The 14091-nt window shown below is 51.8% G+C and carries 11 protein-coding genes; 4 read left to right on the plus strand and 7 right to left on the minus strand.

What is annotated here, in order from left to right; genetic code table 11:
* Positions 1-170: 170 nt before the first annotated feature.
* The 7 genes from HNQ57_RS02515 to HNQ57_RS02545 all read right to left on the minus strand — a co-directional run bounded on the left by HNQ57_RS02515 (position 171) and on the right by HNQ57_RS02545 (position 6771).
* Complete coding sequence (locus HNQ57_RS02515; RefSeq protein WP_184461035.1) at positions 171-878, minus strand: crotonase/enoyl-CoA hydratase family protein; 708 nt, start codon at positions 876-878, stop codon at positions 171-173.
* 104 nt (positions 879-982) lie between these two features.
* A complete protein-coding gene (locus tag HNQ57_RS02520; protein ID WP_184461036.1) occupies positions 983-1762 on the minus strand; it encodes an SDR family NAD(P)-dependent oxidoreductase in 780 nt (259 codons plus the stop codon).
* Positions 1763-1826: 64 nt separating this feature from the next.
* Positions 1827-2594, minus strand: a complete 768-nt coding sequence (locus HNQ57_RS02525; RefSeq protein WP_184461037.1) for an SDR family oxidoreductase — start codon at positions 2592-2594, stop codon at positions 1827-1829.
* A gap of 45 nt (positions 2595-2639) precedes the next feature.
* Positions 2640-3674: a phosphotransferase family protein gene (locus HNQ57_RS02530; protein WP_184461038.1), complete on the minus strand. Its 1035-nt coding sequence runs from the start codon at positions 3672-3674 to the stop codon at positions 2640-2642.
* Between the two features lie 60 nt (positions 3675-3734).
* A complete protein-coding gene (locus tag HNQ57_RS02535; RefSeq protein WP_184461039.1) occupies positions 3735-4949 on the minus strand; it encodes an acyl-CoA dehydrogenase family protein in 1215 nt (404 codons plus the stop codon).
* Positions 4950-5020: 71 nt separating this feature from the next.
* Positions 5021-5698: a histidine phosphatase family protein gene (locus HNQ57_RS02540; protein WP_184461040.1), complete on the minus strand. Its 678-nt coding sequence runs from the start codon at positions 5696-5698 to the stop codon at positions 5021-5023.
* 137 nt (positions 5699-5835) lie between these two features.
* Positions 5836-6771 (minus strand): LysR family transcriptional regulator, encoded by a 936-nt coding sequence (locus HNQ57_RS02545; RefSeq protein WP_184461041.1) that lies wholly within the window; start codon positions 6769-6771, stop codon positions 5836-5838.
* Between the two features lie 184 nt (positions 6772-6955).
* Between HNQ57_RS02545 and HNQ57_RS02550 the strand changes: the two genes are divergently transcribed.
* The 4 genes from HNQ57_RS02550 (at position 6956) to HNQ57_RS02565 (ending at position 13811) form a co-directional block, all read left to right on the plus strand.
* Complete coding sequence (locus HNQ57_RS02550; RefSeq protein WP_184461042.1) at positions 6956-8602, plus strand: CocE/NonD family hydrolase; 1647 nt, start codon at positions 6956-6958, stop codon at positions 8600-8602.
* Positions 8599-9534 carry a hypothetical protein gene (locus HNQ57_RS02555; protein WP_184461043.1) on the plus strand — a complete coding sequence of 312 codons (936 nt, stop codon included), beginning with the start codon at positions 8599-8601 and terminating at the stop codon, positions 9532-9534. The genes HNQ57_RS02550 and HNQ57_RS02555 overlap by 4 nt, the downstream gene beginning before the upstream one ends.
* Positions 9535-9645: 111 nt before the next feature.
* Positions 9646-10542: an alpha/beta fold hydrolase gene (locus tag HNQ57_RS02560; protein ID WP_184461044.1), complete on the plus strand. Its 897-nt coding sequence runs from the start codon at positions 9646-9648 to the stop codon at positions 10540-10542.
* 272 nt (positions 10543-10814) lie between these two features.
* Positions 10815-13811: a transglycosylase domain-containing protein gene (locus HNQ57_RS02565; RefSeq protein ID WP_184461045.1), complete on the plus strand. Its 2997-nt coding sequence runs from the start codon at positions 10815-10817 to the stop codon at positions 13809-13811.
* Positions 13812-14091: the final 280 nt, after the last annotated feature.

Consider the following 14091-nt stretch of genomic DNA (forward strand, 5'->3'; position numbering starts at 1 on the left):
TACAGCCTAAGTAGCAAGTCTAGACCAGACTAGACTTGCTTGCCCGCAGACGCCCATACTTTAAGTATTCTTATTATTGTTCACAGCGTATCTTTATATCTAACGCCGCACTGCGTAGAAATTACTTGTCGGCACTCAATTTCCTTCCAGTGAATTAGCCGACAATGTACTCATTGCCCGAGCAGAAGCGCTTTCCCGTCTAGGTAATCTTGCTCAATAGCCCAGTCGAGCTCTTTTAGCAAAGCCGCGCGGGACTTCAGCTTAGTCCCCTTATGGGCCGGCATATTTAAGGCTGACAGACGTTTGGCCTGCGCCTGCGCCTCTGTCATCAAGGCATCTGCAGGCACTATCTTATCGAGCAAGCCGGCAGTAACCGCTGTTGCGGGGTCGTATATTTCAGCGCTGATGACCGAACGATCAAAAAATGTCTTATTCAAGCGTGCCCGCGACAGTATTATGCCAACGTGATGCATGGTCATGCCAATTTGAACCTCATTCAGGCCAAGATTAAATGGGCCGTCAATGCCAATACGATAATCACAAGCCATAAGTGTGAAACAGCCCTGCGCGATGGCATGCCCCGTACACACGCCAATAACAGGGTAGGGGAAAGACAGCATTCGCCGACACAGCGACGATCCTGCCTTTATCATTTCAACCGCTTCCACTGGGTCACGCTGAATGGTTGACAAATCAAAACCCGCTGAGAAAATACCGTCTTTACCGACCAGCATAACCACTGCTTTGTCAGCTTCAGCCTGATCTAAAGCAGCTCCTATTGCCTGAATATGCGGCAGTGACATAGCATTTACTTTGCCATTTTGCATGGTGATGGTAGCGATACCATCCAATAAGGAATAATTTAATAAGTCAGCCATAACGTCACTCTCAAATATGGGTAGTTCAATGCCAATGCAAACATCGAAAATCATAGTATCACTGATGTTTTACTCACCATAATTCACCTACTTTATGGCCACATTTAGAGCGACAACGCCCCACCATTAATAGCGATGCACTGCCCAGTCATATAGGTATTAGCCGGCGACAACAGGAGAATCATGGCATTGGCGACTTCGTCAGGTTGGCCGAGACGTTTCATCACGCAACCACGGCTCAGCACGCTTTCTGCTGCCGCTACGCCCTTCTGAACCGCAATTGATGACTCTGCCACCATTGGCGTGAGGGTAAAAAATGGGCAAGCCGCATTAACACGGATATTGACGGCGCCAAGCTCCGCCGCCGCCGATTTTGTAAGGCCAACTACAGCGTGTTTTGCCGCGCCATAAGCAGCGATACCTGGCGCTGCACCGATGCCTGCCATTGAAGATAGATTAAGAATATTACCGCTGCCCTGACGCTTCATTTGCGCTATTTGGTGTTTCATACCGTATTGCACACCATTGACGTTAACTTCCCACTGGCGCGTCCATACACTTTGTTCAATTTCTTCAAAAGGCGTAAAATCGTGACTGATCCCGGCATTGTTAACAGCAATATCTAAGCGCCCAAAGGTATCTACTGCGGTCGCCACCAAACGTTGGCAATCTTCTTCAAGCGCGACATTACACATTTGCGCCACCGCCTCGCGGCCTTCCGAGCGCAATTTTGCAGCGAGACTTTCAATAGCCGCTTCGTTGACATCGCCCAGTACCAGTTTTGCACCACGCTGCGCCAATCCCTCTGCGATTAGCTTACCAAAGCCGCTCGCCGCGCCAGTAATGAGTACCGTCTGATTAGTAAAATCGAGTAATGAATCCATAGTCGTAATGCCTTTTATGTCTAATTTATTTCGTAAAAAATTTATAGTTAATATGGATACCGGCTTAAATCGTTAAACCGCCATCCACCACGATACATTCCCCATTGGTATAGCTACTAGCGTCGCTGGCCAAATAAATAACGGTACCCGCCATTTCATTTGGCTCGGCATGACGCCCCATGGGGATTTTCGAAATCGCTTCGTTGTATATGTCTTCGTGGGTGAATAAGGCACCGGCAAACTTGGTGTTGGTCAGCCCCGGCAAAATCGCATTACAACGAATGCCGAGATTTCCGCACTCTTTGGCAAAGGTCTTGGTCATATTAACCACCGCGGCCTTGGTGATTGAATAAATACCTTGAGCCGGCCCTGGCTGCAATGCACTGACTGACGCGGTATTAATAATCACTCCGCCGCCCCGCGCCTTCATCAACTTGCCAGCCTCGACTGACATAAAGAAAAAGCCGCGAATATTTACATCTACAGTTTTCTCAAATGCCGCCAAATCAGTGTCCAAAACATGGCCAAAGTAAGGATTGGCCGCCGCATTGTTCACTAGAATATCGAGTTTGCCATCGTGTGCATCTTTGAGATATGCATAGACTTTCGTAATATCCTCTAACTTACCAACATTGCAGGCGAATGCTTCAGCCTTGCCACCCGCGGCAATAATTTTTTGCGCGACTTCTTCGCAGTCCGCTAATTTACGGCTAGACACAATCACGTAGGCACCCGCCTCTGCTAAGGCCATCGCAATCGCTTCGCCAATACCGCGACTCGCACCACTTACCAGTGCTGTTTTTCCCGTTAAACTAAATAACTCTTTATACATGATAGATCCCGTATCTAGGCGGTAATTTCAATGCGAGTACAATAACTAGGCGCCGTCTTTTATGATTTGCATACCACTGACCGCCAAGGGCTGCACAAAGGCGCCCGCAGTTTGGGCCTGTTTACTGGACGCATTACCCTGCGAGGCACGCTTAGCAACACCTTGGGCGATCGCCGCCAAACGGAAGAAGCTAAACGCGAGATAAAACTCCCAGTTTGCAATTGGACCAATACCGCGAATCTCGCAGTAGCGGGTCACCAATTCTTTTTCGCTTGGAATACCAAGTGCTGCTGTGTCGATGCCCGCGAGTCCCTTCATGGCGAGACCTTCACTCGGCATACGCAATTGCATGCAGTGATAGGCAAGATCCGCCAGCGGATGCCCAAGGGTAGACAACTCCCAATCAAGCACGGCGATAATTTCTTCACGCTCGGGATGAAACATCAGATTATCTAAGCGGAAGTCACCATGGGCGATACTCAGCGAGCCATCATTGGCAGGCACGTGTGCGCTGAGCCAAACGATCAACTCTTCCATCGCATCTATGGCGCCCATTTCACTAGCGCGGTATTGCGTTACCCAGCGATCAATCTGGCGCTGATAATAATTTCCAGGACGGCCGTAATCCTCTAGACCGACGTTAGCAGGATTCACCGAATGCAGAGTAGCCAATACCTCTACAACCTGAAAATGAATGCGCGCACGCGCGGCGTTATCTGCTATCTCCGGCAGCGCCGAATCCCAGAATACCCGTCCCGGCAGATACTCCATTAAGTAAAACATTGAACCGAGAATCTGGGTGTCTTCGCAGAGATGAAATACCTTGGCAACCGGCACCGCACTGTCATTCAAGGCGTTTAACACTCGGTACTCGCGATCTACCGCATGAGCCGACTTCAACAATTTGCCCGGAGGCTGGCGACGTAATACATACTGCCCAGATGCCGCACTAATTTTAAAGGTGGGATTAGATTGCCCACCCGGAAACTTTTCCGCCGTCGCTGGGCCTTTAAATCCCAGTACATGTTGCTCCAAATACGGCACTAATACATCTATATCGATACTGTCTACTTGTTGCATAACTCGCTCACCGTTATTCAATCTGGCGTATAATGTGTGCTGCAAAGCACGCTATGGCTCTTAGCTATCCAAGCGCCGACGCGCCATGTCACGGCCAAGCTGCATCATGTGAACCTGATCGGGACCATCGGCTAAGCGCAGTGTGCGCATCATGGCGTACATATTTGCCAAAAAGGTATCTTGGCTAACGCCTGCGGCGCCGTGAATCTGAATCGCTCGGTCGATCACATCCAAGGCCATATTGGGTGCAACAATTTTGATCATGGCGATAATATCTTTGGCGCCTTTTGCACCTTCTTCATCGATTTTTTGCGCCGCTTTCAGAGTCATCAAGCGCGCTTGCTCTATCTGACACGCAGATTTAGCGATGTCTTCCCGCACAGATTGCTTTTTAATCAAGGGCTCACCAAAGGCGACACGCTGGTTGGCGCGGTCAATCATTAACTCCAACGCGCGCTCGGCAGCGCCAATTGAACGCATGCAGTGATGGATACGGCCAGGCCCTAAGCGCCCCTGAGCAATCTCAAAGCCGCGACCTTCGCCAAGCACGATATTGCTTATCGGTACACGCACATTATCAAAAACGATTTCAGCGTGACCTTCTGGCGCATCGTCGTAGCCAAACACCTTCATTGGCCGCTCAACGGTCACACCGGGCGTCGATTTCGGCACCAACACCTGAGACTGCTGCAGATGACGATTGCTATTAGTCGGATCTGTTTTACCCATCACAATCAGAATTTCGCACTGCTTGCGACAGGCGCCGGAGATATAGAACTTACGACCGTTGATGACATACTCGTCGCCATCGCGCTCGATGCGCGTTTCAATATTAGTGGCGTCGGACGAGGCAACCGCAGGCTCGGTCATGGCAAAGGCGGAGCGCACTTCACCTGCGAGCAGTGGTTCTAGCCACTCTTTCTTCTGAGCCGCATTGCCGTACTTGGCGAGTACTTCCATATTGCCGGTATCTGGCGCAGCGCAGTTGAACACTTCCGGCGCCCACAGTACCCGGCCCATTTCCTCAGCTAGCGGCGCGTATTCTAGGTTGGTCAAACCGGGACTGTATTCGCCATAGGCCTTAGGCAAAAACAAATTCCACAAGCCTTGCTCGCGGGCCAAGGCCTTTAGCTCCTCCATCAGCGGCGGCGTACTCCAGCGCTCTAGCTCAACCTGTTCGTGCATCAAGGCTTCATTGGGGTATACATGTTCGTTCATGAACGCACGCAATTGCTCCAATAAACCGATTACTTTAGGGCTGTATGTAAAATCCATGGTATCCACCTTTCTTGTGATGTGCCTGTCGGTCTCTGCGACCGAACAGTGTTTTTAAACTGGCCCGAGCATCAAAAATAACTGATTAACTCGCGGCGCTCGGGCGTATCTAAATGCGGCACCGCATTAAAGCTGCTCAAGCTAAACCCGCCACTATTAAAGTAGCAGTGACTGAGGCTCGCGTTACGTGTTTGTAAATTTAGTTTTACCATCATGCTCGCTGGCGACATCAAGATAAGTCGCAGCGCCATGGCAATTGCACCGCCGGAACTGATCACCAGTACCTTTTCGCGTGATGACTGACTTTGTAAAGTGTCTAATTGCCGAGTAAGACGCCCCTCGAACTCAGCCCAGCTTTCAGGCAGCTCGCCCTGAAGCTTACCCGCCGCCCAGTGCTCTAGGGCCTGTTTTAGCAAGCCGTATCGAGCCGATCGAGGGACATCATCTGCTAATCGAAAAGTGGGATACTCAGTAAGGAATTGGCTGATCAGGCGATCGAAGTCGAACTCATCCCAATCAGCGGTGGTTTCTAGCGCGAAGGACGGCTTACCAAAGCCTGCGAGCACGCCTTCGGCGGTTTCGCGATGACGGACCATTTGGCCAGTAATTATCCGGTCGAAGACCAAGCCGCGTTCAGCAAAGTACTCGCCAAGCCAACGTGCTTGTTGATGACCAAGGCTAGACAGCTGGTCATAGTTATCGCTCTCGATCGATGCTTGACCGTGACGGACAAGAAATAACTCTGCCATGAGGGAATTCTGCCGGTTAATAGTATTTATCTATCTTATGACAGTGCCACCACCACGAAAAATTCTAATTATTCATGGCCTACCATGAATCTGGCGCATGGCCGAGCAGCCAACACACCTAAGCGCCGATAGTTTGCCTAATCAGGCCCGTTCTGCTCGCTAATATTACGCTGGAAGACCTCGGTAATGAAGTCTCTAAACCATAGGCTGGCCGGGTCGCTGTCTACATTCTGATGCCAGTATAGAAAGAGGCTCAATGACGGTACTTCAATAGGGAATGGCAAGACCACTAATTTGGCATCGCGCACGGCCTCATGCGCGTAGGCATAGCCAGCCGACACAACGAGATCAGAAGTAGCAACCACCGAAAGTGCCGCGTTTATATTTTGGCAACGAACTCGGATATTTCGCTCATGGCCAAGCCGATTTAACTCGATATCCTCAATACCCCGGCCCGCACGACGCCCACTTACCTGAATATGCTCCAAACTAAGAAATCTTTGCAAGTCTAAGCTCGCACTCTGGGCCAAAACAGGGTGGCCCTTTCGGGCAACCACAACTAAGTCATCGTCCTGCAGCTTGCTATGACGCACACTGCCCGACAACGGTTGTAAAACGTCAATCGCGACATCAAAAACACCGGATTTAAGGTCTGCTTCAAGGTTGCCACGGTCTAAACGCACGGTCGAAATGCGGATCTGTGGGGCGATTTCTAAAAGGCTAGTAACAATAACGGGCAGCACCACCGACTCTACCGGCTCACGCACGCCAATGGTAAAACTACGTTCAGAAAGGGCCGGATCAAAGGAGGAAAAATCGTTCAAGGTTTGCTTTAGATTGCTGAGCAGCGGCTGTACTCGTTGGTATAAATTGCGCGCAATAGGCGTAGGTTGCATGACCTGGCCACTGCGAACAAATAAAGGATCGTCAAACGCTTCACGAAGGCGCGACAGAGAGTGACTCACCGCCGACTGACTTAGATGCAATTTTTTACCTGCAGGTGTGATACCACCCTCGCTAAAGATTGTACTAAACACCACCAGCAAGTTAAGGTCTATGCGCTCGATATCCATTTTTTCCTACCTATAAGCTCAATACCGCGACAGTATACGACAGCCAATATCGACCTGCCTTTATCTGGTGTTTACCCGCTAGAACGCTCCGCAGACAAAATAAACTAGGTAACGCAGCTCAACTTGAGTGTTTAAAGAGCGGCCTATACTATTCGGTATGCAAAAAAATACAGTAATCAAAAAGATGGTACCGCGAAACTCCCTCACCATACTGCTCGTTGCGGCTCTGACGGCATGCGGCGGCTCCAGTAGCTCTAGTATCCGCAATGCCAATCCGCCTGAAAACAAGGCGGTGATGATTGCGGCTTCGGCGCGCGACGTTGTGATTGAATCGCCGGTCGCCGACAATGCGAGCGGCGCTTCCACCACGGCAATTGCGGCGACAGTATTTATTCCGGAGCATGCTGCCGGCACAACTTACCCACTGATTCTCCATAGCCACGGCTGGGGAGGCGATCGCGTCACCGAAGCCGACACCCAAGCGCCCTTCGACAGTTCTAATTTTTATTCTGTGGCCATTGACGCGGAAGTGCAGCGCTTCTGGCAGGAGGGCTATGCCGTAATCAGTTTTGACGAGCGTGGCTTCCACGATTCGGCCGGTGCCATTCGCGTCATGGATCCCGAGTATGAAATTCGCGATGCCATTGCTATTCTCGACTGGGCCGAGAGTAATCTCGCGCTGACTAGAGCATTGGACGGCAACCCTTTAGTGGGGGCCATTGGCGGCAGCTATGGCGGTGGCTACCAGTTAGCGCTTGCCGCATTTGATGATCGCCTAGACGCAATCACGCCTAGCGTCACCTGGTATGACCTGCCCGACTCCCTTGCACCCAATGGCGTAATTAAAAAGTTATGGGATTTCGGGCTGTGTTTCTCTGCCATTGCCGCAGGTGACCGAACTTTTTCCGACGAGCTCAACCAAGCGTGCCAACAAGCTGGCTTCGATCCCTCCGTGCGATTTTCCGAGGAATTAGACCCCGCCGTACTCCAGTTTCTCGGCGCCCATGGTATGGGCGCGTATGAGGCGCGACACAATGATCCCGCAGATACCTTTTGGGTACGCCCAGTCGACACATTGCTAACACAAGGGCAGCGCGATTTACTTTTCCCACTAAACAACGCGATGGAAAACTACCGTTTTCTCAGCGCATTGGGCGGTGATGTGCGCCTGATCACCCATCAACACGGCCACTATATCGGCCCGCCACTAGACGTACAGGCCCCCTTGGGCGCAACACGCTGCGGAAGCATAGATACCCTAGAAGCAAAACACGTGTGGTTCGCCGAAAAACTCAAAGGCGAGACTGGCGCGGCAGCGCACATCCCGACAATCTGTATCGGACTGGATGACGACAACGGTGCAGCGCTTGGTCATATACCTGTTGCGACGGAAACCTACCGTGTAACCCTAGCCACCACCGCTATCACCGCAGGGCAAAATAACTACGGTGGCGACGCACCGACATTTATACCGCTGGCCACAGCGATCAGCGAAACCAATTTAATACTTGCGGGCATTCCAGTTGCGAATGTCACGGTGACGCCTAGCGTACCGACGACGAATGTAGTCGCCTTTGTTGGCATCGGCGTGCTGTCAGCCGGTGACAGCAATCCACGTCTCATCGACGATCAAGTAGCACCCTTGCGCAACGGCGACCATGCCGACAAGCAACTCATTGGCGTCGGCGAGGTATTAAAAGCTGGCGACCAAGTCGGGGTACTTTTATACGGCGACTACGACGCCTTCAACAATACGAGTCATATCGCTTGGCTAACTAACCTATATTCGATCAGCGGCACGATCGACCTACCCATAATGGTTGCACCATGAATTATTTTTTACCCGTTATTATCGCCATCAGCGCTGTAGCTTTGTCTGCCTGTAAAAGTAGCGGCGGCCCCTATGCGGCAGGTAATGCCGCAGATCAGGACATTTGCCTCGACTGCGGCACACCACGCCAGTTGGTGGACCTACCCCAGCTGGAAAATAGCCTGTTCTCCTCAAATGGTCGGCTGTTCGTCAGCGGCCAGTCGAACCTGTACGAGATTCATCGCGATGGCCAAGATTATCGCGCCGACACTCTTCTACCCGACGGTAGTGGCTGCAGCGGCCTAACCGAGGATAAAGGCACGCTCTATGCGCTCTGTTCTGGCAGCGGTGGGCCGACCGATTTTTCCGGTCTGTACACCATGTCACTGGATGACCCACTCGCCACCCCCGAATTTAGCTATGCCCTAACAGGCATGACACTCCCCAACGGTATCGTGGCAACAGCCAGCGGCTTGTACGTGACCGACGGCCCCGTCGCAGTAGACCCCAAGATCGTCCACTTGGTAATTGACCCGACGGATCCAACCCGCGTCCTGTCGCAAAGCACCTGGCTGGCCACATTGCCAGACTTTCCCAATGGCATAGTCCATACCGGCACAAGCCTTTACGTCACGCACTATCGTCCCGGTTTTGGCGGACAAGTTACACAGGTGGTAATTAATGCCGATGGCACGCCGGGGGCACCTGAAAATATCGCACCACGCGGCATCATGGATGACCTGACCGTCGTCGGCGATACTCTAATCGTCACCGACTGGCAAAACGGTAGCCTGTTCCAAATCGACTTAGAGGGCAACTTGCTTCAGGAAACCGCAGCCAATATCTTTGCACAGCCATCAAGCGTGATCATTGCCGGGCCACCACTGTTTGATCAGGTGTCGATACTGGTTACGGAGCGCTACACCGGCGACGGGCTTTGGATATTGGACTAGAAATCCATTTTTGGACTGACATTTCCAATTTCACCAATACTCAACCCAGCTCGTAACGAACACAACGCTCATGTGTTAAAACAATTCATTGCTTCCGTGGATCAACAAAACATGACCGAAAAACTCGCTCAAACCGCCCGCTTACATCTCGCCTACGAGGAGTTTGGCAACACAGATGCCCCAGTCGTAATGTTAATTATGGGACTAGGAATGCAAATGCACGCTTGGCCAGATGAATTTTGCGCCGCCATCGCCGCAAAGGGGTTTCGAGTAATACGCTTTGATAATCGCGATATTGGCTTGTCGCAAAAATTTGATGGCGCTCGTGCCCCTCGCCCATGGAAATTATTTCTCCGGAGTCGTCTCGGTTTGCGGCTCAAGGTCCCGTATCAGTTACACGATATGGCTGAAGACATAATTAGCCTAATGGACTATTTACACATAGCGTCAGCCCATATTGTCGGCGCTTCTATGGGCGGCATGATTGCCCAGCTCGTAGCCGCCTCATTCCCTGACCGCACCAAAAGCCTGACATCGATTATGTCTTCAAGCGGTGCGCAGTCGCTTCCACAACCCCCCGCCAAGGTGCTATTACAGCTCACTCGCAAATCGGCAACCGGCGAGCAGGCGTACCTAATGAACGCAAAACGTACCTGGCGGATGATCAGCAGTCCCGCCTACCCTGTGGATGATGCTGCCTTAGAGGAGCGCCTGTTGTCCGCATACCGCCGAAGTTATTACCCTCAGGGATTAGGACGGCAAATGGCGGCAATTATCGCGAGCGGAGATCGCTCAGCCATACTCAAGACGATACGAGTACCGACATTAGTGATACATGGCGAAGACGATGCATTGGTGCCAGTGCAAGCTGGAATTGATACCGCTCAGAAGATTCTTGGTGCGCGATTAGAACTTATCCCCGGCATGGGTCACGACCTACCAAGCGCCTTATTTCCGCGCTTTGTGAATGAAATTACCGGGCATGCCGCCGCTACCACAGCAATTTAGCATGCCCCCTGCGCGCGGGTTTATAACGCGGAGTCGGTAATCTAATGATTTTTGCGGCAGTTCGATATGGATGAAAATAAGAGCGAAATACCACACAATACCTCGCTGGGGGCTAGACCAATATCACCATTAAAAATAAACCTGTAAAAGCCCTATCGAAGAGCATGGTGCTGCATTATGCTCCGCACCCGATTCCCCCTATAAATCCCGCTGATTTAACTGGGCTATCGTACTAAGTACAAATTAACCTGACCTAAGCTGGCTTTAATATTGTGACTACCCGAACGCGTATAACTAAGTCTTTTTTCTACCTCGTCCTAGCCACCTTGGTGGTCATGATTTGCGTTGGTATCTTTGAATATCAAACATCCTATTTCCAATCGCGCTATTTTGCCAAGCTGGCCGCCAGCCTCAACGTTGACTTAAAAGAAGGACCCGCCGAGGCGACTTGGCACCCAAGCCACGGCCCTTACAACATCCAAAATGGCTATACCCGCCTACCTGAGTTTAGCGAGAGACTGCAGGCAAAAGGCTATCATATTAGCCTGCAGGCAAATTTCTCAGACCGCCTAATGCAATACAGCAGCTGGGGAGGTAATCCGCCCTACCGCGAAAAAGCCCAAACCGGGTTACGCATTATCGGCAATAGCAACACGCTGTTTTCCTCGCGGGAACCAGAGCATGTTTACGCCGCGTTTAACGATATCCCCCCCCTGCTGTTAAAGCCGCTGCTCTTCATTGAAAACCGCGAGTTACTGGTAGATCAGCACCCAACCAAAAACCCAGTTGTAGAATGGGATCGGCTCGCGCAAGCCGCACTTGCGCGCGTACTCCACCCCGGCGAGGGCGGCCCAGGGGGCAGCACTCTTGCGACGCAGATGGAAAAATACCGTTACTCACCTAATGGCATGACCGCTGACCACAATGACAAACTGAAGCAAATTGTCTCCGCCAGTGTACGCCACTACCACTCTGGGCTGAGCGGCCGCGACGCGCGCAAGGCAATCGCCCTGAGCTACCTAAATTCAACCCCGCTTTCCGGCCGCGCCGGTCATGGTGAAATTCACGGGGTTGGTGATGGCCTCAAACAGTGGTACGGGATTGACTTCGCCTACGCGAATTATGCACTCACCGCTTCAAGTGACTCGGTTAGCATTGAGGAGAAGGCGCGGGTGTTTAAAGCCGCCTTAAGCTTGTTGTTATCACAGCGGCGCCCGTCCTTTTACCTGCTTGAGGGCCGCGAAGAGCTGGAAGCCCTAACCACAAGTTATCTGCGTATTTTGACCAGCAATGGCGTTATCAGCGAGAAATTGCGCGACGCCGCCCTAGCGCAGAAACTGCATTTCGTGGAGCGCGAGCGCAACCAAGCCTCGCCATCCTTTATTTCACGCAAAGCAGTCAATAATGTCCGCAACGAGCTGATGACTCTGCTGGGCGTGCGCAGCTTGTATACCCTCGATCGCCTTGATCTCACCGTACAATCAACTATTGCCGGCGACACCCAAGTAAAGATCGCCGAATTACTAAAGCAAGCCACCGATCTTGATTACGCCAAACAGTCAGGCTTACTCGGTGAAAAGCTCCTGCGTGAAGGGCAACTTAGCGCGCTCAATTACAGCGTGCTGTTATACGAACGCACACCCACGGGCAATGTGCTGCGAGTACAGACCGACAACCTCGACTTACCTTTCGACATGAATGCCGGCTCAAAACTCGATCTCGGCTCAACGGCGAAATTACGCACGCTAATCTCCTACTTAGACATCATTGAAAAGGTTTACGTGAAATACCGGGCGCTACCGCCCAAAGACCTCGCCTTTGCCCGCAAAGTCGCTGAAGACCCACTGCGCCAGTGGACCCTAGACCGACTGATCGCCGACGCGAATATTCCTTTGCAACAGCTACTCGACGCCGCGATGCAGCGAAGCTATTCCGCCAGCCCAGCCGAGTCCTTTTTCACTGGCGGTGGACTGCACACCTTCAGCAACTTCGATAAACAGGACAATTCCCGAGTACTGACCGTCGCAGAAGCCTTAAATCGCTCAGTTAACCTGGTGTTTATCCGCATGATGCGCGATGTCACTCGCTACTACTCCATGGAGATCCCCGGCTCTCGGGAACTGTTGCTCGATCGCACAGACCCTCGGCGCAAGGATTATTTGGGGCGCTTTGCTGACCTCGAAGGTAAGATTTACCTCAATCAATTTTACAGCAAATACCGTAAGTTAAATCATCAGGAAATAATCGAGCGCCTAGCAAGTCGCACCAAGCCCTTCCCAGGCCGGTTAACGATGGCGTTCCGCTCAGTTCGTCCAGATGCCGACGAAGCGGCATTGACGGCATTCCTGCGCTCACGTCTCACAGCAGAAGCCATCGCTGAAGTCGACGTCGCCAAACTGTATCGGCAGTTCGATCCCGAACGCTTTAATAGTAATGACCGAGCTTATTTGGCGCATATGCACCCGTTGGAATTGTGGTTGGTTAAATATCTACTCGAAAGTACCGATATCAATTACGAGCAAATCGTTCAGGAAAGCGCGCCACTTCGCCAAGACGCCTATACTTGGCTAACCAAATCGCGCAAACAACGCGCCCAAGATAGAAGTATTCGCATACTTTTAGAGCGCGATGCCTTTGTCGCCATCCATCAGCAGTGGCAGCGTGTGGGCTTTCCGTTCAGTAGCCTTGTTCCCTCCTATGCGACGGCCATTGGTGCGTCGGCAGACCGCCCCACCGCACTGGCCGAATTGATGGGCATTATTATCAATGACGGCATGAGAATCCCTTTTCGGCAGATCGATAGCTTGCATTTCGCCCAGGGCACCCCGTATGAAACCAAGTTTGAATTCACCCCAGCTGTCGGCACAAGAGTATTGTCACCCGAAGTCAGCGCCACTGTGCGCAACGCCCTCGCAGGTGTAGTCGAGAACGGGACGGCAAGACGCCTGAAAGGCATTTTTGTCGACGCCAGCGGCGCCCCGATTCAAGTGGGTGGTAAAACCGGTACCGGCGACCATCGCATTAAATCCTACGGCGCCGGCGGACGCCTCATCGGCAGTGAAGCGGTAAATCGAAATGCGATTTTCACCTTCTATATTGGCGACCGCTTCTTTGGTGTAATACTCGCCCACGTTGGCGGCAGCCAATCAACCGGCTTTGAATTCACCAGCGGCCTCGCCACGCAATTGTTGAAAATTATCCATCCAGTGCTACAGCCGGAACTGAATAAAGCCAGTCCGCCGGCAAATGCAAATATTGATATACAATAAATCTCTAGACCCCAGGCTTGCCAATACATTATCGGCAAGCCTGGGGCGACAAGCTCAACAGCACGAGCGACAACAATCGCGCATGCTCATTACCGGCGTTGAAAATCTTACGCTAATTCGCAAATAAGCCCCTTAATTGCATCCGCACACCTCGCCCACTCCCGCTAAAGGAAACGCAGCCAACTGCGCTTATTAGCCGTATCTAATGCCCCTGTTTCCGATTCAGAAAAATAAGGCGCTGATCAACGATCTCGGACCTTGCTCCCTGCCAACAAGGTTG

The sequence above is a fragment of the Zhongshania antarctica genome (assembly GCF_014202945.1).
Taxonomy (GTDB): Bacteria; Pseudomonadota; Gammaproteobacteria; order Pseudomonadales; family Spongiibacteraceae; genus Spongiibacter; species Spongiibacter antarcticus.